General features: G+C 57.7%; 17 protein-coding genes. 4 read left to right on the top strand and 13 right to left on the bottom strand.

All coding sequences use genetic code 11. The features are described from left to right. Positions 1-2 precede the first annotated feature (2 nt). The 12 genes from GSVR_RS10720 to miaB form a co-directional block, all read right to left on the bottom strand. Positions 3-1,073, bottom strand: a complete 1,071-nt coding sequence (locus GSVR_RS10720; protein WP_173199380.1) for a chemotaxis response regulator protein-glutamate methylesterase — start codon at positions 1,071-1,073, stop codon at positions 3-5. Next, positions 1,070-1,948, bottom strand: a complete 879-nt coding sequence (locus GSVR_RS10715) for a protein-glutamate O-methyltransferase CheR (protein ID WP_239077521.1) — start codon at positions 1,946-1,948, stop codon at positions 1,070-1,072. The genes GSVR_RS10720 and GSVR_RS10715 overlap by 4 nt, the downstream gene beginning before the upstream one ends. Beyond that, positions 1,945-3,951 carry a HEAT repeat domain-containing protein gene (locus GSVR_RS10710; protein WP_173199382.1) on the bottom strand — a complete coding sequence of 669 codons (2,007 nt, stop codon included), beginning with the start codon at positions 3,949-3,951 and terminating at the stop codon, positions 1,945-1,947. Before GSVR_RS10710 ends, GSVR_RS10715 begins: the two co-directional genes overlap by 4 nt. A gap of 114 nt (positions 3,952-4,065) precedes the next feature. After that, positions 4,066-4,497, bottom strand: a complete 432-nt coding sequence (locus GSVR_RS10705; RefSeq protein WP_173199384.1) for a chemotaxis protein CheW — start codon at positions 4,495-4,497, stop codon at positions 4,066-4,068. A 113-nt stretch (positions 4,498-4,610) separates the two neighbouring features. Beyond that, positions 4,611-5,357 (bottom strand): chemotaxis protein CheW, encoded by a 747-nt coding sequence (locus GSVR_RS10700; protein ID WP_239077520.1) that lies wholly within the window; start codon positions 5,355-5,357, stop codon positions 4,611-4,613. Positions 5,358-5,367: 10 nt separating this feature from the next. Further along, positions 5,368-6,168 carry an ExeA family protein gene (locus tag GSVR_RS10695; protein WP_173199386.1) on the bottom strand — a complete coding sequence of 267 codons (801 nt, stop codon included), beginning with the start codon at positions 6,166-6,168 and terminating at the stop codon, positions 5,368-5,370. 2 nt (positions 6,169-6,170) lie between these two features. Next, positions 6,171-8,264 (bottom strand): chemotaxis protein CheA, encoded by a 2,094-nt coding sequence (locus GSVR_RS10690; RefSeq protein ID WP_173199388.1) that lies wholly within the window; start codon positions 8,262-8,264, stop codon positions 6,171-6,173. A gap of 74 nt (positions 8,265-8,338) precedes the next feature. After that, the gene (locus GSVR_RS10685; RefSeq protein ID WP_173199390.1) at positions 8,339-8,713 is read right to left on the bottom strand and encodes a response regulator; all 375 of its coding nucleotides are present in this window, start codon (positions 8,711-8,713) and stop codon (positions 8,339-8,341) included. Positions 8,714-8,895: 182 nt separating this feature from the next. Next, positions 8,896-10,242 (bottom strand): ribosome biogenesis GTPase Der, encoded by a 1,347-nt coding sequence (der, locus tag GSVR_RS10680; protein WP_173199391.1) that lies wholly within the window; start codon positions 10,240-10,242, stop codon positions 8,896-8,898. Next, a complete protein-coding gene (gene era, locus GSVR_RS10675) occupies positions 10,239-11,129 on the bottom strand; it encodes a GTPase Era (RefSeq protein ID WP_173199393.1) in 891 nt (296 codons plus the stop codon). The genes der and era overlap by 4 nt, the downstream gene beginning before the upstream one ends. A gap of 26 nt (positions 11,130-11,155) precedes the next feature. Continuing rightward, the gene (locus GSVR_RS10670; RefSeq protein WP_173199395.1) at positions 11,156-12,832 is read right to left on the bottom strand and encodes a glutamine--tRNA ligase/YqeY domain fusion protein; all 1,677 of its coding nucleotides are present in this window, start codon (positions 12,830-12,832) and stop codon (positions 11,156-11,158) included. A gap of 123 nt (positions 12,833-12,955) precedes the next feature. Beyond that, positions 12,956-14,287, bottom strand: coding sequence for a tRNA (N6-isopentenyl adenosine(37)-C2)-methylthiotransferase MiaB (miaB, locus tag GSVR_RS10665; protein WP_173199397.1), 1,332 nt, complete (start codon positions 14,285-14,287; stop codon positions 12,956-12,958). A gap of 233 nt (positions 14,288-14,520) precedes the next feature. Here miaB and yrfG point away from each other — a divergent pair, with 233 nt between their 5' ends. Then, the gene (yrfG, locus tag GSVR_RS10660) at positions 14,521-15,213 is read left to right on the top strand and encodes a GMP/IMP nucleotidase (protein WP_173199399.1); all 693 of its coding nucleotides are present in this window, start codon (positions 14,521-14,523) and stop codon (positions 15,211-15,213) included. A 95-nt stretch (positions 15,214-15,308) separates the two neighbouring features. After that, positions 15,309-16,022: a DUF3047 domain-containing protein gene (locus GSVR_RS10655; RefSeq protein WP_239077519.1), complete on the top strand. Its 714-nt coding sequence runs from the start codon at positions 15,309-15,311 to the stop codon at positions 16,020-16,022. On the opposite strand, the gene GSVR_RS10650 is transcribed toward GSVR_RS10655, so the two are convergent. Then, complete coding sequence (locus GSVR_RS10650; protein ID WP_173199403.1) at positions 16,023-16,364, bottom strand: YtxH domain-containing protein; 342 nt, start codon at positions 16,362-16,364, stop codon at positions 16,023-16,025. A 155-nt stretch (positions 16,365-16,519) separates the two neighbouring features. Here GSVR_RS10650 and GSVR_RS10645 point away from each other — a divergent pair, with 155 nt between their 5' ends. Continuing rightward, entirely contained in the window at positions 16,520-17,623 is a 1,104-nt protein-coding gene (locus GSVR_RS10645; protein WP_173199405.1) for an NAD(P)-binding domain-containing protein, read from the top strand. Between the two features lie 220 nt (positions 17,624-17,843). After that, complete coding sequence (htpG, locus tag GSVR_RS10640; protein ID WP_173199407.1) at positions 17,844-19,778, top strand: molecular chaperone HtpG; 1,935 nt, start codon at positions 17,844-17,846, stop codon at positions 19,776-19,778. Positions 19,779-19,812: the final 34 nt, after the last annotated feature.

Here is a 19,812-nt window from a genome sequence, read left to right as displayed (position 1 = left end):
GATCATTCCACTACGCATTTGGCCAGGATTTCGCGGGCTACATGCCGCAGCGGCGCCACCCGGTCGACAACGCCGGTGGCGATAGCCTCGCGCGGCATCCCGAAAACCACGGCGCTTTCCTCTGATTCTGAAATAACGTACCCTCCCTGCTGCTTGACCGACAGAATGCCCTTGCTGCCGTCGTTTCCCATGCCGGTCAGGACCACGGCCACCAGGCGGTCGCGAAAGATCGAGGCGCAGGACTCGAACATGACATCCACGGACGGGATAAAGCGGTCGGCCGGCGTGGGAGACACTACCCTGGCCGTCACCTCTCCTCCACGGTGTTCGAAAAGGAGGTTCTTTCCCCCGGGAGCGATAAGAACATGACCGGGCAGCACCGGATCGCCATCTTCCGCCTCTTTCACCGTAAAGGCGCAGTTCCGGTTGAGACGTTCGGCAAAGGCACGGGTGAAGCCGGCCGGCATATGCTGCGAAACAACGACTGCAAAGGGGTAATGCTTTTCAAACGAGGAAAAAATGCCCTGCAAGGCAGGAGGCCCCCCCGTTGAAGCACCTATGGCAACAACACTGACCGGACGCTTGTTCTCCACACTGCGGGCGGGATGAAAGTCTTGACGCTGCTCAGGCTGTTCACCCTCGGGAAGGGGTACTTGGTGCTGGCGGAGGCGTCCGGGCTTGAGGTTCAGTACCTGCAGGACTTTCTGCTGCAGGTCCCCGCGGATCGTCAGAAGATCGGTGGAGGCACTGCTGGACGGCTTGGCAATGAAATCGAAGGCTCCCAGTTCCAGCGCCTTGAACACCTCTTCAGCCCCGCTGAGCGCACTGATCACAATGACCGGGACCGAAAACCTGGCCGTCAAAATCCGCAGCAGCGTGAAGCCATCCATCTTGGGCATCTGCAGATCAAGGGTAACCAAGTCAGGCTTGAGGGCGATCACCTTCTGGATGCCCTCTTCCCCATTGATGGCATACCCCACCACCTCGACCCCTTCGATGCGGTCGAGCATCTTGGTGATGGTGCGCCTGCTGAAGGCCGAATCGTCGACGACCACGACCCTGATATTCTTCACGACAGCCCCCCGGGTGCGGACCTTTCGGGCTTTTGATAGATCATGTCATTCTTGAAATGACGCAGTGTGAATTGTGTGGAAATGTTCATCAGTGACTCGGAGTGCCCAAGAAGTAGAAAACCTCCATCAAAGAGGGTTTTATGAAATGATTCGACTACCTTTTTTTTAGCTGCCAGATCGAAATAAATTATGACATTCCTGCAGAAAATCAAATCCATTTTGCCGAGCATCATCATACGGTGCGTATCGAACAGGTTGAGATGGCTGATGGTCACCAGCTCCCGGATTTCATCAGTCACCCTCTGGCCGTCATCCTGCTGTTGAAAGAAGCGCTTCAGGTACCAGTCATCGGTTGCGCGAAACGAAGTCTTGCCGTAGACCCCGCGCCGGGCGTGCTGCAATACGCGCTGGCTGATGTCGGTACCGATAATTTCTATGTTCCAGCCGTGCAGCGCCGAAATATCGCGGATCAGCATGGCAATCGTATAGGGTTCTTCGCCGGTGGAACAGCCGGCGCTCCAGATGCGCAGGGTATGATCTCCCTTGGCTGACTTCGTCTTGATCAACTCCGGGATGATTTCATCGGTAAAAGCCTTGAGTTGGTACGATTCGCGAAAGAAATAGGTTTCATTGGTGGTGAGGATATCCATGATATCCATCATTTCCTGATCTTTTCTGCGGTTGTACTTCAAGAACTGATAATATTCCCGATAGGTTGCAATGTTGAGAGCCGTCAGGCGCCGGGAGAGCCGCTTTTCCAGCAGGTATTTAGAATCCTCGTCAAAGTAGATGCCGCAATGTTTGTAGATGCTGTCGCGAAACAGCAGGAACTCTTCGTCACTCATCAGTTGTGCCGTGCACGGAGCGAGTGTCATGTGAGGCTTTCCAGCAGGCGTACGATCCGGAGTCTGAGCTGGGGATCGTTTTCTATCTTTTCGGCACGTGAGAGAAAATGCCGGGCATCCTCAGCGGGGAGACCGGCCACCAGATCTATCCAGGCGGCTCTGACTGCATGATTGGGGTGCGATAAAAGCCGTTCCGCGTTGGAACCGAGCCACTCTCCACCTTGGCGGGTAAGAATTCCGACCGCCTGCATCATGATCTCATGATCGGGATGGTCGAGCACCGTTTCTACCAACTCGAATGCCGCGCGATTTCCGATCGATTCCAGCAGTTCCAGGCAGGTGACCATCAATAGCTCTTCGGCATGCGGAACCAGAGATTCCATCACCGAAAAGGCGCGGTCCTGCTCGATTCCGGCAATGGCTCTCAGCACCGCACACTGCACCCAGCAGTCTTCGTCTTCCATGGCATGGACGAGGGGTTCCACGACCTCGGTCCCACCGACCTCCCCCAACGCTTCCGCGGCCGCAATGCGGACATCCGGGTCTTCGTCGACCAATGCGAGCAGAAGAACGCTGCAATGCACCGGCAGATGCAGGGAGCCGATCGCCGATACCGCTATCTGCCGCACGCCGGGATCTTCATCCTTTACCAGCAGGGAAAGGGTATCGCCGTCACCCAGCGTGGCGCTCAGAACGGCAGCATTGCGGCGCTTTTCAGCCTGATCGGATACCCCCAGTTCCCTGACTACGTTCTGAATGGCGTTTCGGTCGAGAGCGGCCAGATGCTTGAGACAGGCAATGGCGACGGAGGTGACCTCTGGGTCCGAATCCTCCAGCAGAGATACGACGGTCGAAATGCAATCGGTCATGCCGAGCCTGCCGGCTGCCGAGGCCGCAGCCTTGCGGACCATGGGGGAGGCATCGCCCAATGCCTCCTGGATAACGTCGCTGCCGGTCGGACACGCCAACTCGCCCACCACGGTACAGATGGCGGAACGGGAAACCTCGTCCGCCTCCTGGTACAGCGTCAGGAGTGCAGCCAGGCCGTCCTCACCCAGCCGTTTCAATGAAGTCAGGGCGATGCCGGTATAACGCTCGTTTGCAAAGGCGTTCAGCAGCGTGGTGGCGCTTCTCGTGTCGCCCGTTATTCCCAATATAGCCGTCACCGCCTCGGCCAGGCCGGCGTCCTCGGCATCGAATGACTCGATCAGCAAGGGCAGCACGGTGCTTCCCTTCAGATTCAGCAGGGAATTCTCCATGACTGCGCGCGCGGTAACGCTTGAACGTGAAAATATCCGATACCAGGCCGTGATGGCTGATCTGCGGCTGCTTTTCTGACGGGACCGGAAGCCTTTCAGAAGGATAGGCGCGACCGAATCGTCGCCGATGCTTCCGAGGCATTCGTAGACACTGGCGCGGAGAATATCCTGTTTCGCCAGCGCAATGATCTCTGCCGGGACTGCCAGGTGCGAGGAGAGCTTTCCCAGGGCGGTCAGAGCACTGAAGCGGAAAATGAGTGCATCGTTGCCGATAATGCTGTCGATCAGCGCGGGGACCACGCTCGAATCGCCGATGTTGCCCAGATGCTCGGCAGCTGCGGCAGCCACGTTGACATCGGGGTCCGAAAGGGTGGCAAGCAGAACGGGCACAAAACCGGCGTCGGCGATTGTTCCCATGACATCGACCACGAATTTGCGGACATCCGCCTCATCATCGTGCACCATCCCGATCAGCGGTGTTGCAGCGCGGAGCCCCAGCCTGATGATGGCTTCCGCGGCGGAATTCCTCAGGCCGGCGTTGTCGCCGTTACGCAGGAACTCCAACAGATCGGTTATGCAGGCCTCTTCCGGGTCGGCAGCAACGAATACGTCGACCGCTTCCTTGCGGACTCTCCAACTGACATCGGCCAAGCCGACAAACAGGGCATCCCGGGATTCAGACAAGGATTTTCCCCTCAGGGCATGCACAGCCTCCCGCCGGGTTTCTTCATCCGACGATCTCAGGGCCTGTCGTATATCCGCGTGACTCTCCACCAGAATGCTCCCTTGCAGAATACCGCCGAATCCGTGACACGGTCAGAGCCACGGATTCGCAAAATGTCCTGAAAAATCAACCAGCGTCTGCCGGGACACCGTAACCTGGTCCCATTATCCCAGGAGCGAATCGATGTCCAGAATCATGAACAGGCGCTCCTGCGACAGGCAGACTCCCAGCAGCCATTCGGCGCCGACCCCCTCGTCCACATCGGGGGGGGGCTTTATATCGCCGGCCGGCACCGCGATGACTTCCAGCACTTCGTCAACCACCAGCGCCAGGGCCTGCCGTGCGAGCGACACGATCAGAAACTTGGCCGGCTTGTCTTCCGGGACCGGGGGCAGGCCGAAACGCCGGCGCAGGTTCATGACCGGAATGATGTTTCCGCGGAGATTGATGACCCCTTCCACCATGCTGGAGGAACCGGGCAGGCATGACAACCTCTGGGGCTGTACGATCTCCCTGATGCGCATGATATCCACGGCAAAGAGGGTCTCACCCAGACTGAAACAGGCCAGCTGTATTTCCGTGAGTTCTTTGTTCATGCCTTGGCAGATGCTCCGGCCCATCTTCAGTTGGTTGCTAGCGAAATGAACGTGGTCATGTCCCAAAGGCGTTCCCGCCGGTCTCTCCATTCGGAAAGCGCCCTCGTCAGTGGCTACATCAGGTCTATATCGGCGATCGCCTCGATATGGAGCAGTATGATCATCAGCCCCTCTGCACGGCCGATTCCCTTGACGAAATCGCGGTCAATACCTTCGAGAACGGCCGGAGCGGCTTCAAAGCTGTTCTTCGGGATGCGGACCACCTTGGTGACCTCATCCACCATCAGGCCGCAGAGTTCGTTGCCGTTTTTGACCACCACCACCCGCTCTTTCCCGGTGGCGGATTCCCTGTCGAGTCCGAGACGGACGAGCAGATCGATGATCGGGGTAATCACGCCTCTCAGGGAAATCACCCCGGACACAAAGGAGGGGGACCGGGGCACTTCGGTTACCGGCCTCGGTTTTATGATCTCCTTGATCTGCATGATGTTGATGCCGTACGTTTCGTCAGCCACCCGGATGCAGAGAAATTCTTCGTATTCTTCGATCGGTGCGTTGGATAATTCACTGGAAACAGCCTGCAGATCCTCATCGCAGCCGGCAGCCTCCCTCCCGGCAAGCAGGAGCGCAACCGGATCGGATACCGTTCTTCTGCGAGGCTTTTTCGCAACGGCCGGAGCGTCGGGCACGGCGGGCGTATTGACATTGACAAACGCCATCTCCGGTACCGGTACGGGCATCTCCCTCGGCTCGGGCAGCGGCAGGAGTTCCGACACCTCCGGCTGGCAAAGGGCGGGACGTTCCGGCAGCGGCGCCCGTTCCTGCTGGCGGGCTTTTTTTCTTATTTTGGCCAGATCCATTATCCCCTGCCTACATCATCATTTCATCTTTGATTTCGTTTATGATGGCGGAGTCGATCAGGGCGGCATCATTTCCGTATGCCACCAGCAAGGCATTGGTGGCCACTGAATTGATCTTGCGCGGCACTCCGCCGGTCAGCTCGTAAACCTTCTGCACGGCATCGGGGGTGAACAGGCCCGCCTCCCCGCCAGCCATCTCCAGCCTGAAATCGAGGTATTCCATGGTTTCCTCCAGCGAAAGCGGGCAGAGGTGGTAATGGAGTGCGATTCGCTGACGAAGCGGCTCGAAACGCGGCGATGAAAGCATGCTGCGCAGTTCGGGCTGCCCCATGATAACCACGGCCAGGAGATTATGGGCATCCAGCTGAAAGTTGGTCAGAAGCCTGATCTCGTCGAATACTTCCGCATCTGCGATCATCTGGGCCTCATCGACCACTATGACCGGACAGATACCTTTCAGATAGTGATCGTAGATAACGGCATTTATCTGCTCCAGCACCTCGTTCTTGGAGGCGGCCGGCCTTTCAACGTCCAGCAGCCGGGCCGTGGCGCGCAGGAATTCGAGCGCATTCAGACGCGGGTTGACGATGTAACAGAAGCGGTACCTGTCACCGAGCCTATCCATCAGGGCACGGGAAATGGTGGTCTTGCCGCAGCCGATATCACCGGTCAGAACGGCGATCTCCCGTTCCTCCACAACGAATTCCAGTCTGGCCAGGGCCTCTTCATGGCCTCTGCTGAAAAACAGGAAACGAGGGTCAGGCGTTTTGCTGAAAGGCTTTTCCGTAAACCCGAAGTAACGTTTGTACATGATCAGGTACCGCTCTTCATGGCTTCGGCAATCATCCCCCCCACATCGAGCACCAGGATGGTACGCTGGTCACCCAGGTCGGCAGCCCCCGAAATGCCGCGGAATTTCTTGAACGATTCGCCCAGGGACTTGATGACGATATCCTGCTGCCCCAGCAGGTCATCCACGACGATACCCAGCCGTTTTTCGGCGACCCCTACCACCACCACGTAAAATTCGTCCGGACGCCTCTCCTGGCGTCCGATGCCGAAAAAGGCATCGAGCCTGAGCAGTGGAAGGGTCGTTTCCCGCAGTTGGATGACCTCTTTGCGCTCGACCGACTTTATATCCCGTTCGTGGAGGATCAGCGATTCGAGCACCGAGGTGATCGGCAGGGCATAGGTCCTCCCGGCACAGGAGATGATCAGCACCTTGATGATGGCCAGGGTGATCGGCAAGGTGATGATGAAGCGGGTCCCTGCCCCCTGGCTGGTTTCGATGTCGACCATGCCCGAAATGGAGGTGATGTTGTTCCTGACGACATCCATTCCGACCCCGCGTCCCGACACCTCGCTGATCTGATCGGTGGTGGAGAAACCGGGCAGGAAGATGAAATCCAGTGCTTCCTTGTCCGAGACGGTGCCGACATCGTGTACAAGCCCCTTCTGCAGCGCCTTTGTTTTGATCTTTTGAACGTCGATACCGCCGCCGTCGTCCTGGACCTCGATCACGACATGGTTGCCTTTGGAGTAGGAGGCGATGGTAATGGTGCCCTTCTCGTCCTTGCCCAGGGCCAGGCGCTGTTCGGGGGGCTCGATCCCGTGATCGATGGCGTTCCGGATGATATGCATCATCGGGTCGGAAATATCCTCCACGATCAGTTTGTCGAGCTCGGTCTCAGCGCCGTGGAACTTCAGCTCCACCTTCTTGCCCTGCTCACGGGAGATCTTGCGCACGATGCGGGACATTTTTTCATACAACTGGCCGACCGGAATCATCCGGATCTCCATGACCCCTTTCTGCAGGTCGGTCAGTTTACGCTCAAGCCCCTTGGCAGATTTGCCCAGTTCGATCGCCATACGGGAAAAACCCTCGTTGCGCATCCGGGTGGCAAGGGAAGCGATCGACGAATGGGCCAGCACCAGTTCACCGACGATGTTCATCAGATCGTCCAGCTTGCCGATATCCACACGTACGGTGCGGCTCATGCTTTTTGCCGACGAGGAGTCATCCCCCCCTGCCGGAGCAGGCGGCGGATTGATTGAAGCGGGCGGCGGAGCCATGGTCTGTTCTGCCGGGGACACCACAGGCAATGACAGGTTCGGCTCCGGCGGAATCGTTTCCGGTTCCGCCAGCGGTTTTTTGCCTAATAACACGATGTTGATGCTGTAATTTTCAACCAGCTGTTCCAGCTCTTCGGCTTCCCCGGTCGTACCGTACAGCAGGTCGAAATCGATGCTGGTGTCCATGGTGCCATCGGTGCTGGGAAGGGTGCTGATGATTTCCCCGCAGGACTTGAGCTTCTCCGAAACCAGGGACAGATCGACGTCGAACGTGGTCAGATCGAAGGATGTGTGAATGCGGAAGATGTTCCGGCCCCTGTCGTAGTTGTCCAGAAGGCGGTGTTCCTCATACTCTGTCAGCGAAGCAAGCACCCGTTCGGACAGACCGAGCTGCAGGAGGGGCGACGCTTCGGGCTGCTGTTCGGGGGGAGACAGGCAGGCATTGATTCTGGCCACACAGGCAGCTATCCCGTCGGCATGGGTATCCGGTTTTTGATCCGCAAGGCTGCGGATGATGGAATTGAGCAACTCGTGGGATTCGAAAAGAACGGAAATCACCGGCGGCTCGAGCTTCAGCTTCCCGAGACGCAGCCAGTCCAGCAGGTTTTCCATGTTGTGGGACAACTCCGAGATTTCGCTGAAGCCGAACATGCCCGCCAGCCCCTTGAGGGAATGGGCTCCGCGAAATATGGAATTGAGCAGGTCAGGATTGAAGTCTCCGCTGTCGGCCCTGTCAGCCAGATCGGCCAGCTCGCTGCCCAGTTGGTCCGTGATTTCCTCGGCCTCTGCCAGGAAGTCCTTGACCGCTTTATGTGCTGATGAGCCCAGAGTCATGGAGGTAAACCAGTCAAACGGCCGGAGTTTATGAAACAGGATTGCTCAAGCCTGTCCCCGCGAACGGAAACAGGTCACGTGCCGGGGCACAGGAATCCCTTCACCAATTCCTGGATCCTGGCGGGGTCAAAGGGCTTGACGACATACTCGTTGGCCCCGAGGAGCTTGCCCTTGTCGATATCCTTCTGGCTGCCCTCGGTGGAAATGATGATTACGGGAATATCGAGGTAATTTGAGTTGGTGCGCAGGTAGCTGATCAGTTCCAGGCCATTTATGTCCGGCATGTTGATGTCGGTGAGAATAAGGTCGACATTCTCGCGCGGCAGAAGCCTCAAGGCTTCGAAACCGTTGGATGCTTCCACGATATTGAAATCGCCCAGTGATTCGATGCTGGAGACCAGCAAGGCCCGCATGGCCTTGGAGTCGTCGGCGATCAAAATTGTCTTCATACGTGCGGTGGACCTTTCCTGGGAGTGCCGGCTTTCACGTGCCGGTATCCGGCCGCTGACAATCGTAGCTGCGCCGCTCTCCTGGTGTTGATCCCGGGATCGCGGCCGGATGTCCGTTACGCGCGTCAACCGCTGCGTAAAACTCGGAAATAATAGCCGATCAACCGCGGCAAGTAAAGCCCTTATGCAGCTTTGCGCGGGTTTCTGGCAGCACCTTCCCTGTCCCGTCCCCTGAAGATCAGGCGCAGGGGGGTTCCATCGAAACCGAAGGCCTCCCGAAACTTGTTTACCAGATAGCGTTCGTACGAAAAATGGATTGCATCGGGCTGGTTGGTGAATATCACGAAAGATGGGGGGCGGGTGGCCACCTGGGTGGCAAAATAGAATTTGACCCTTCTGCCGTGAGCCAGAGGGGCATGGTGGCTTTCGGTAGCCTCCGAAAACACGCGATTGAGATCCGAGGTGGTAACGCGGCGACTGTACTGCTCCATGACGTCATCCACCGATTCGATGATCTTGCCGGTGCGCTGTCCGGTCAGGGCTGAAACGAAAACCATGGGGGCATAGGCCAGGTACTTGAAGCCGGTTCTGACCTTCTCCACGTAGCGGCCGAAGGTGGAATTGTCCTTGGCGACGGTATCCCATTTGTTGATCACAAAGACGCAGCCCTTCCCGGCCTCATGAACATACCCCGCAATCCGCTCGTCCTGCTCCGTGACCCCTTCTTCAGCGTTCAGAACCACCAGCACGACATCGGCCCGCTCGATGCTGCGCAGGGCATCCACCACGCTGTATTTTTCCAGCTTCTGGGTCGTTTTGCCCTTGCGGCGGATGCCGGCGGTGTCGATCAGCAGGTAGGGCTTGGAATTGCAGGTAAAGAGGGTGTCGATCGAATCCCTGGTGGTGCCGGCTGTAGGATTTGCCACCACCCGTTCGAAACCGAGCAGCCGGTTGACCAGGGAGGACTTGCCCACATTGGGGCGTCCCACCACGGCGATGCGGGTAATCTCCTGATCGTCCCCGGAGGAAGCAGCAGCAGGAAACAGTTCCTGCAGGTTTTCCACCAGATCGGTGACTCCGCGGTTATGTTCGGCTGAAATCGTGAAAAGCTGGCCAACGCCCAGGGAGTAAAACTCGGCCGATTCATTTTCCAACTTGTCGCCGTCCACCTTGTTGACGACGTAGAAGACCGGCTTTTTCACCCGGCGCAGCATGGTGGCCACTTCCACGTCGGCCGGCGTCAGGCCGGTACGGGCATCCATCATGAAAATGATGACATCCGCTTCGTCCATGGCCAATCGGGACTGCTCGCGCATCTGCTGGAGAAGCCTGTCCTCGGTGACAGGCTCGAAACCGCCGGTGTCGACCAGTATGAAAGGCTTTTCAAAACGGGTGATGACAGCGTAGTTGCGGTCGCGTGTCACACCGGGCGTATCGTCCACAATGGCGCGGCGATGCCCCAGCAGGCGGTTGAACAGGGTGGACTTCCCCACGTTCGGGCGTCCGACAATGGCTACAATCGGTTTCATTCGTACCCCAGCTCCCTCAGTTTGGAGGTGCGCTCGCTCCAGTTTTCGACCACCTTTACGAACAGTTCCAGGAAAACCCGTGTGCCGAGCAGACGTTCGATATCCTGCCGGGCCTGGGTACCGATGCGCTTGAGCATTTCCCCTTTTCGCCCGATGATGATGCCCTTCTGGGTTTCACGCTCCAGGATGATGGCGGCCGTAATGGCTACCACGCCGTTTTCGCGTTCCTTGAAGCTCTCCACCTCGACGGCGGTCGAATAGGGTATCTCGGCATGGGTCAGCCGGAAGACCTTCTCGCGGATCATTTCGCCGCAGATGAACTTCTCCGGCATGTCGGTCAGGATGTCATCCGGGAAAAGCGCCGGTCCTTCGGGCAGGTATGATGTGATGGTCTTGACCAGATGTTCGACGCCATCCCCTACTCCGGCCGAGATCGGCACGATCTCGCGGAAAGGATGGACGCCGGACCAGGCGGAGATCTTTTCCAGCAGAACGTCCTTCTCGGGCAGCAGGTCGATTTTGTTGAGCGCCAGCACAACCGGCGTCCTGACGCCGGACAGCACCTCCTTGACCAGCGGCGAGTCGACCGGGGTCGTAGCCTCCACCACCAGCAGCAGCAGGTCGACTCCGCTGATGGCCGAAAGGGCGGCATCAACCATGCTCCTGTTCAGTCGCGACCGGCTGGTATGGATGCCGGGAGTGTCGATGAAGACGATCTGCCCTTCCGGGATGTTGTGAATACCCTGGATGCGGTTGCGGGTGGTCTGGGGCTTGTCCGAGGTGATGACGATCTTCTCGCCGATGATGCTGTTGAGCAGCGTGGATTTTCCCACGTTGGGTCGCCCCACGATCGACACGAAGCCGGATTTGAATACATTGTTTTTCATGGTTTTACACTCGAATTCCTTAAGTTCTACTTCTTGGTCCAGGTATCCTTCAGGGTTGCGATGCGGTTGAAAACCGGGCTTCCGGGCCGGGAATCCTTGCAGTCGAGGCAGAAATAGCCCTGGCGCTCGAACTGGAGGCGGACATCGCCGTCAACGGAAGCCAGGCCTGCCTCCAGCCGGGCGGAGGAAACAACCTCCACCGACTGCGGATTGAGAAACTGTTTGTAGTCCGCCCCACCCCGGTCGGGATTGGGATCGGTGAAGAGACGGTCGAACAGCCGCACCTCCGCCTCCAGGGAGTGCGAAGCGGAAACCCAGTGAATGGTGCCCTTGATTTTCCTGCCATCAGCCGCCGAACCTCCCCGGGAGGCCGGATCGTATTCGCAGTGTACCTCGGTCACTGCGCCGTTTTCATCCTTCACGACGCTCGTGCAGCGCACGATGTAGGCATAGCGCAGACGCACCTCCGCACCGGGAGTCATGCGGAAGAAACCCTTGGGGGGCTGTTCGCAGAAATCGTCCTGCTCAATGAACAGCTCACGCGAAAAGGTGACCGTGCGGCTGCCCATCTCCGGCTTCTGGGGATGGTTGGCTGCCTCGAACTCCTCCACCTCTCCGGCGGGATAATTGTCGATCACCACCTTGAGCGGCCGTAAAACAGCCAAGGCACGCGGCGCCCGCTCGTTCAGATCCTCCCGCACAGCCTCCTCAAGGATGGCCATGTCGATCCAGGAGTCGCTCCGGCCAACACCGATGCGCTCGCAGAAGGCACGGATCGATTCGGGGGTGTAGCCGCGCCGCCTGAGGCCCATCAGGGTCGGCATGCGGGGATCGTCCCATCCGCTGACGGTCCCGCTGGTGACCAGCTCGTGCAGCTTGCGCTTGCTCATCACTGCATAAGTAAGGTTGAGTCGGGCAAACTCGTACTGCCGCGGCCGGGCCGGCACCGGCAGATTGTCCAGGAACCATTCGTAGAGCGGCTTGTGATCCTCGAACTCCAGCGTACAGATGGAATGGGTGATGCCTTCGATGGCATCGGACTGTCCATGGGCGAAATCATACATCGGATAGATGCACCAGGCATCCCCCACGTGCGGATGGGGAACATGGCTGATGCGGTACAGGACCGGGTCGCGCAGGTTCAGGTTGGGAGAGGCCATGTCGATTTTGGCCCTGAGAACCTTGGCGCCGTCCGGAAACTCGCCGGCCCGCATGCGGCGGAACAGGTCCAGATTTTCTGCGACGCTGCGATTGCGAAAGGGGCTTTCCGTGCCCGGTTCAGTCAGGGTGCCGCGATAGGTCCGCATTTCATCAGCAGACAGATCGTCAACATAGGCCTTGCTCTGCCCGATCAGGTATTCGGCCCACTGGTAGAGCTGCTCGAAATAGTCCGAAGCATAATAGAGGTGTTCGCCCCAGTCGAAGCCCAGCCAGCGGACGCTCTCCTTGATCGATTCGATGTACTCCACCTCTTCCTTGACCGGATTGGTATCGTCGAAGCGGAGATGGCACCGTCCACCGAAATCCCGGGCCAGGCCGAAATTGAGGCAAATCGACTTGGCATGGCCGATATGGAGGTAGCCGTTCGGCTCCGGCGGAAAGCGCGTCACCACATTCTGGTGCTTGCCCGTGTCGAGATCATCCTCGATGATGGTGCGGAGAAAATTGGACGGTGCTGCCGGTGTTGTGGTTTCGATTGACATGACTTCCCTCTCGGAAAAAATCCTGAATCAGTGACGTTTCAAACCTCCGCCTGTCTGAGAGGCTTTGCCTGAGTGTGGCGGAGCGAAGCATTTCGGATGCGACGGCATCGATTCAGGGAAATATCAGGGTTCGCGGCACTGCAGCAGTTCACCCAGAAGCGAGTTCTGATATACCTCGATAATGCGTACGTCGGCGAATCTGCCGATCAGGCTGCGTTCGCCGGCAAGATTCACGGTCCTGCCGCTTTCGGTCTTGCCCGAAACCTGCCCGGCACGCTTACCCTCCCCTTCGATCAACACGGTCTGAAGGCTGCCCCGAAAGGTCTCCTGAATCTCGTTGGTGATCCGGCGCTGAAGCTCCTGGAGCCGATCCAGCCGCCGCAGCTTTTCCTCCCGGCCGATCTCCTCGGTCAGCTCCGCGGCTTTGGTGCCGGGGCGAGGCGAATAGACGAAGGAGAACAGGTCAATGTAGCGCACCTCCTCCATCAGGCTCAGTGTCTCTTCGAAATCGGCCTCGCTTTCGCCGGGAAAGCCGACAATCATGTCGCCGGTGATGGCAATGCCGGGCCGGGCCGACTTGAGCGCTGCGATCCTTTCAAGGTACTGTTCCCGGGTATATCCGCGGTTCATGCGCTTCAAGACCGCGTTGCTGCCCGATTGCGCCGGCAATTGTACCTGACCGCACAGCTTGGGAACATCGCTGAAACAGGCGATCAGTTCTGCTGACATATCCTTGGGATGGGAGGTGGTGAAGCGGATGCGCCGGATGCCGTCGATGGCTGCAATGCGCCGGATCAGACCGGCGAAGCTCGGCTCCCCCTCTGTCTTCAGGCCGTAGGAGTTGACATTCTGCCCCAGCAGCACGACCTCCTGCACACCGGCAGCGCTCAACCGCTCGACCTCCTCGATAATCTCGCCGGAACGGCGGCTGATCTCGCGGCCGCGCACATAGGGAACGATGCAGTAGGAGCAGAAGTTATCGCAGCCCTGCATGACCGTAACGAAGCTGCTGTGGCGCGAAACGCCCCCGACCGGGGGAAACAGGTCCAGCCGCTGTTCATTGTCGATGAAGGAAGTTTCGCAGCGGCGCTCACCGTTTTCGGCGGCGCGCACCAGATCGGGCAGCAGGTGCAGGTTGTGCGTTCCGAACACAAGGTCCACCCAGGGAAGCTTCCGGAGCAGTTCGTCCCCCTCCTGCTGGGCCACGCAGCCCCCCACGCCGATGACCAGGCCCTGCTTGGACCTCTTGAATACGCGCAGGTTTTCCAGCCGCCGGTAGACCTTTTCCTCTGCTCCACCGCGCACGCTGCAGGTGTTCAAGAGGATCAGATCCGCTTCGGAGACGGCATCGGTGGACAGATAATCGATATCGGCCAGCATGGCGACGATCCGTTCGGTATCGTTCACGTTCATCTGGCATCCGAACGTTTCTATGTAGAGTCGTTTCTTTGTCATAACGAAATTTTTAATTATACCTGCCCGGCAAACGGAAAGTCAACAAAAGAGGGAAATTCCGCCACCGGGCCGTCGGCCGTGTGATGCCGTTCAGATCGGACTACCCGGCAGGATGAGGCTGAAGGGATACCTCCACCCCCGTCTTGACAAATTTCATGACTTGCGTATTGTTGAACGGACGCTTTAGCCTGCAATAATTGGCGGGAGCTTATCCGACTCTGCAAGGGGAATACATGCCGCTTGACTGGAACACGATCGACACCGTGCTGCTGGATATGGATGGCACGCTGCTGGACAGGCATTTCGACGATCACTTCTGGCTGGAACATGTGCCAAAACGTTGGGCAGCCCGGCATAACGTCACGCTGGAATATGCGCGCCAGCACCTCTATGCCATGTTCAGGTCCCAGGAAAATACGCTCAACTGGACCGACCTCGACTACTGGTCGGACCGCCTGCACCTCGATATCCCCCTGCTCAAGGAGGAGGTCCAGCACCTGATCGCCGTGCATCCCTTTGTGGTTGAATTCCTGCTGTTTCTGAAGCAACACCGCAAGCAGGTCTGGCTGGTCACCAATGCCCATTCCAAAACCCTGAACCTGAAGATGAAGAAGACACTGCTCGGCCCCTATTTTGACGGGGTCATCTCGGCGCACCAAGTGGGGCTTCCCAAGGAAGACGACCGTTTCTGGGCAGCGCTTCAACGGCATGTCACCTACGAACCGAACCGCACCATGCTGGGCGAGGACAGCGAAACCAATCTTTCGACCGCGGAACGCTTCGGCATCAGGTACCTGGTGTACGTGAGCCGCTTCAGCTCCGCCATCCAGCCCCGGGCATCGGAGCGGTTCCTGTCGATCGAGTATTTCAGCCAGCTGATGCCAGCCCCGGGTGATACCGGTTCTCTCTCCTCAAGGGCCGAATGAAAATCGCGCTGCTTTGCATACTCTTCCTTCAGCTGTCTTTTACGGTCGGTGCACTTGAAAGTGAAATCCATCTCGGAAAATTCAGCAGCGGCGATATGGAGGGCTGGAAAGAGCAGACCATCGGCATTTTCAAGCCGAAGACCGTGTATCGCCTCGCAAAAGACAACGAACGCTCCTTCCTGGCGGCACACAGCGCGAAATCGGCCTCAGGTATGCTCTACAAGCTGAAGCTCGATCCGAAGGAGTACCCGCTCCTCAAATGGTCCTGGAAGGTCGATCACACCATTGCAAAAGGGGACGAGAGGACAAAGGAAGGGGACGATTTTTCCGCCAGAATCTATGTACTTTTCCCGCGCGGGATATTCTCCGAAACCCGCGCAATCTGCTATGTCTGGGCCAACAAACTGACAAAGGGAGAACATGTTGCCAGCCCGTTCACCAAGAACATCATCACTGTTGCCGTTGATTCCGGAGACGAAGCCATCGGGCGCTGGATTTCCCATCAACGCAATGTTTACCAGGACTACAGGAAATTTTTCGGAGAAGAGCCCCCCAGGATCGGCGCAGTCGCATTGATGACCGACACGGACAACACCGGCGAATCAACGGCAGGCTACTACGGCGACATTTCGTTCCTGCGACCGGCCAAACCTGATGAAACGAAAAACAAAGAGTCCATCCCCCGGGAACCGCAACAAAAACCGGTTGATCCGGCCGAGCAACGTTCCCGGGAGACGAAAGGCCATGCCACTCCCTTCCCGTCTCCGGCGATTCCCGAAGGGTCGGTTTCTCCCTTGTCCAGACCCTGATCACATCCTGCTCAGCTTGGTGCGGAACTTCTCCAGCCGCGATGCCCCCTCCTCGATCAACCTGATCAGCTCCTTGCGCGCCGTACCGGCGACATCTTTCCCTTTTCCCACCAGATCATCGGCCTTATTACCGATGGAATCCACCAGTTCGTTGATGTTTTCAGCCAGCTCGTCCGCCGTTTGATCCGTCTTGCGCCTGACCTTGCGGGCAGCACGGGCCAAGTCGCGACGGGTGCGCTCGCCGGATTGCGGTGCCAGCACAAGAGCCAGACCCGCTCCGATTATCCCCCCTGCCACCATCAGAAAAGCTGCCGCAGCCATTTTGCAGTTTTTATCTCTCATGGAAACCTCCTTAGATTATTGTCATATTCTACCCCAACCTCCGGAAAACAAAAACCACTTTATGCCGGAGGGGTCCGCGTCATTAGACTCTTTATCTTTATCCGCCGGCATGCTATGAACTAAGCAGTATTTCACTCACAGAAGGAAAAGGAAACATGAGCACTATCTATGATGTTTTGATCATTGGTGGCGGTCCGGCAGGGCTTGCCACTGCGTATCTCTGCCACAAAAATGGCCTGTCCTATCTGGTGCTGGAGTCGGGCAAGGCGGCTTTCCAGGGTATAGCCAATACGTATCCCGAAGGAAAGCTGGTGTATGCCTCCAAACCCAAGGACGCTCCGGAGCCCTTTCTGGTCGAGGAGTTGAGACCGCCTGACAAACCTGTTACGGTTGAAAGCTACCTGCAGTACGTGCAGCATTTTGTCCAGCACGAGAACCTGAATATACAGACCGAAGCGGTATTCGAGGAGATCAAGGATGGGCGGGACGGATTGACCGTTCATACTTCCAAGGGCAACTTCAAGGGTAAGAAGGTTGTGCTGGCATTCGGCAGCAGTATTCCCCGGGAACTTTCGGTATATGGGGATGCCAAGATGGTTGCCAAAAATGTCGAAGATGCCAGCAAATATATCGGCATCAAGACCCTGGTGATCGGCGGGGGCAACACGGCTGCCGACGTGATAACCGGCATTCTCAAAGCCAAACGCGAGGTCAATGATACCCAGCCCGTATACTGGGCTCACAAGGCCGAAACCTTCGACGTCAACAAGGAAACAGCCCAGCGCCTGGGTGAAGAGATCCTGCTGGGGGGCAACATCCGCCTGCTGCCCGGGGCCATGCCTCGTATCGGCGAAGTCGACGAAGAGGGGGTCGACCGGCTGGTGATCCGGATCAACGAGTTCAAGCAGGCCGACGGCATTGATCTCTACCATGCCATGAGCTTTCCGATGCAGAACGTCATTGCCTGTATCGGCTCCCAAGGGCCGATGCCGATCTTTGACAAGATCGGCATCCAGATGATCGCCTGCACCGCCGGGGTGTGCAAAATCGCCAAGGAAGGGGAGCGCCTGGCGCTTCTGACCTCCGAATTCGAGTCGACCCGCAAGGGAGTGTACGTAATCGGGGGGGCCATATCCCCTTCGTACATGAAAATCAGCGAAGGAGCCATCACCGAAGAGCGGCATCCCAACCTGATCTACACCGCCATTAACGATGCCTATCATGTGGTGGAGGCCATCAGAAAGAAACTGAGCAAGTAAAACCTTCGGCACGCTACTCTTCCGGCTGCGGGGCAGACAGTCCGCCCCGCGGCCGCACATCCCCTTCCCTCTCTGCATCCCCATTTGGCCGTAAATTGAACAGCGGCACGAACGATAGCGGGTGATTTTCCGCCATTCACTCCACCCCCCTTGAAAAATGATCTGGCAGTGCTTAAATTATGGAAATTCAAATTCATACCATCAAGGAGAAACCTGCGGCATGTCCAAGACCACCAAACAGTTCCAGACCGAGGTTCAACAGCTTCTCGATCTTGTGATCCACTCGCTCTATTCCAATCGCGACATCTTTCTGCGTGAGCTGATCTCCAATGCTTCCGACGCCATCGACAAGATCCGCTTCGAATCGCATTCGAACGAAAACCTGCTGGAGGGCAACAGCGACTGGAAGATCAAGCTGATCCCGGACAAGGACGCCGGCACCCTCACCATCCGTGACAACGGCATCGGCATGGGCATGGCCGAGGTGGAGGAAAATATCGGCACCATCGCCCGCTCCGGCACCAAGGCCTTCATGCAGGCGCTCAAGGACAAGTCCGCCGGCGACAGCCCGGAACTGATCGGCCAGTTCGGCGTAGGCTTCTATGCCTCCTTCATGGTGGCCGACCGGGTGGTGCTGGAAACCCGCAAGCCGGGGGCACCCGAGGCAGGCTGCCGCTGGGAATCGATCGGCGACGGCAGCTATACTGTCGAGGAAATCACGAAAGAGCAGCGCGGCACCGAGATCACGCTTCATCTGAAAGAGGAGTTCAAGGAGTATCTCGATGAGTGGAAGATCCGTTCCATCGTCAAAAAATACTCCGACTACATCCAGTATCCGGTCGTGATGGACATCACCCGCAGCGAGACCCCCAAAGGTGTGGACGGGAAGGAGATCGAAGGCGCCGGAACCATCGAAAAGACCGAGGAACAGACCCTCAACTCCATGAAGGCGATCTGGACCAGGCCGAAGAGCGAGGTTACCGAAGAAGAATACCAGGAATTCTACAAACATATCTCTCATGATTTCGAGAATCCCTTTAGCACGATCCACTTCTCGGCCGAGGGAATCAGCGAATTCAAGGCCCTGCTCTACCTGCCTGCCAAGAAGCCGTTCGACCTGTTCATGTCGGACCGTAAAAAGGGGCTGCAGCTCTATGTCAAACGGGTCTTCATCACCGACCACTGCGAAGAGCTGATTCCCGACTACCTGCGTTTCGTGAAGGGTGTGGTCGATTCCAGCGACCTGCCGCTGAACGTCTCCCGCGAAATCCTTCAGGAGGATGTGCAGATCAAGCGCATCCAGAAAAACCTGGTCGGCAAGGTGCTCTCGACGCTGGCTGAATCCAAGGAAAAGAGCTTTAACGACTATGTGACCTTCTGGAAGGAGTTCGGGCCGGTTCTCAAGGAAGGGCTGCATTTCGATTATGCCAACAAGGAGAAACTGCAGGAACTGGTGCTGTTCGAGAGCACTGCCACCGAGGCGGGCGCCTACACCTCGCTGAAGGAGTATGCCGAGCGCATGCCGGCGTCCCAGCAGGAGATCTACTATATCACCGGCGACAATCGGGCTGCGCTCGAAACCTCACCGCACCTGGAGGTTTTCAAGGCCAAGGGATACGAAGTACTGTTCATGACCGATCCGGTGGACGAATGGGTCGTTCAGAGCCTGCAGGAATACAAGGAGAAGAAGCTCAAGGCGGTTGACCGGGGCGACCTGGATCTGGACAGCGAAGAGGAAAAAAAGGAAAAGGAGGCCAAACAGGAGGAAGCCCGCAAGGAATACGGCGACCTGCTCTCGTTCATCAAAGGGCAGCTGGAAAGCAGCCTCAAGGACGTGCGGCTCTCCAAGCGTCTGACCGACAGCGCCTGCTGCCTGGTGGCCGATGAATACGGCATGAACGCCAACATGGAGCGCATTCTCAAGGCCATGAACCAGCCGGTGCCCGAGTCGAAGCGCGTACTTGAGCTGAACCCGAATCACCCGATCATACGGGTCATGGCGGATATCTTCAAGGGCAACCAGCAGGACAGCCGTCTGAATGACTATGCCGAACTGCTCTATGACCAGGCCCTGTTGACCGAAGGGTCCCCCATCAAAGACCCGCTGCGCTTCACACGCCTGGTAAGCGACCTGATGGTCAAGGCCGCCCGATAGAAAATTCGATATACGGCGTTCAGAGGCCCGTGGA

The sequence above is a fragment of the Geobacter sp. SVR genome, assembly GCF_016865365.1.
Classification (GTDB): domain Bacteria; phylum Desulfobacterota; class Desulfuromonadia; order Geobacterales; family Pseudopelobacteraceae; genus Pelotalea.
Note: the sequence above shows the minus strand (reverse complement) of the source record. Positions and strands in the feature narration are given on the sequence as shown.

Bases quoted from the DNA above. Each gene is read 5' to 3' on its own strand.
- GSVR_RS10715 (WP_239077521.1), bottom strand. From the start codon at position 1,948: ATGACACTCGCTCCGTGCACGGCACAACTGATGAGTGACGAAGAGTTC.
- miaB (WP_173199397.1), bottom strand. From the start codon at position 14,287: ATGACAAAGAAACGACTCTACATAGAAACGTTCGGATGCCAGATGAAC.
- der (WP_173199391.1), bottom strand. From the start codon at position 10,242: ATGAAACCGATTGTAGCCATTGTCGGACGCCCGAACGTGGGGAAGTCC.
- GSVR_RS10685 (WP_173199390.1), bottom strand. From the start codon at position 8,713: ATGAAGACAATTTTGATCGCCGACGACTCCAAGGCCATGCGGGCCTTG.
- yrfG (WP_173199399.1), top strand. From the start codon at position 14,521: ATGCCGCTTGACTGGAACACGATCGACACCGTGCTGCTGGATATGGAT.
- GSVR_RS10695 (WP_173199386.1), bottom strand. From the start codon at position 6,168: ATGTACAAACGTTACTTCGGGTTTACGGAAAAGCCTTTCAGCAAAACG.
- GSVR_RS10700 (WP_239077520.1), bottom strand. From the start codon at position 5,357: ATGGATCTGGCCAAAATAAGAAAAAAAGCCCGCCAGCAGGAACGGGCG.
- GSVR_RS10670 (WP_173199395.1), bottom strand. From the start codon at position 12,832: ATGTCAATCGAAACCACAACACCGGCAGCACCGTCCAATTTTCTCCGC.
- GSVR_RS10690 (WP_173199388.1), bottom strand. From the start codon at position 8,264: ATGACTCTGGGCTCATCAGCACATAAAGCGGTCAAGGACTTCCTGGCA.
- htpG (WP_173199407.1), top strand. From the start codon at position 17,844: ATGTCCAAGACCACCAAACAGTTCCAGACCGAGGTTCAACAGCTTCTC.
- GSVR_RS10650 (WP_173199403.1), bottom strand. From the start codon at position 16,364: ATGAGAGATAAAAACTGCAAAATGGCTGCGGCAGCTTTTCTGATGGTG.
- GSVR_RS10645 (WP_173199405.1), top strand. From the start codon at position 16,520: ATGAGCACTATCTATGATGTTTTGATCATTGGTGGCGGTCCGGCAGGG.
- GSVR_RS10655 (WP_239077519.1), top strand. From the start codon at position 15,309: ATGGAGGGCTGGAAAGAGCAGACCATCGGCATTTTCAAGCCGAAGACC.
- GSVR_RS10705 (WP_173199384.1), bottom strand. From the start codon at position 4,497: ATGAACAAAGAACTCACGGAAATACAGCTGGCCTGTTTCAGTCTGGGT.
- era (WP_173199393.1), bottom strand. From the start codon at position 11,129: ATGAAAAACAATGTATTCAAATCCGGCTTCGTGTCGATCGTGGGGCGA.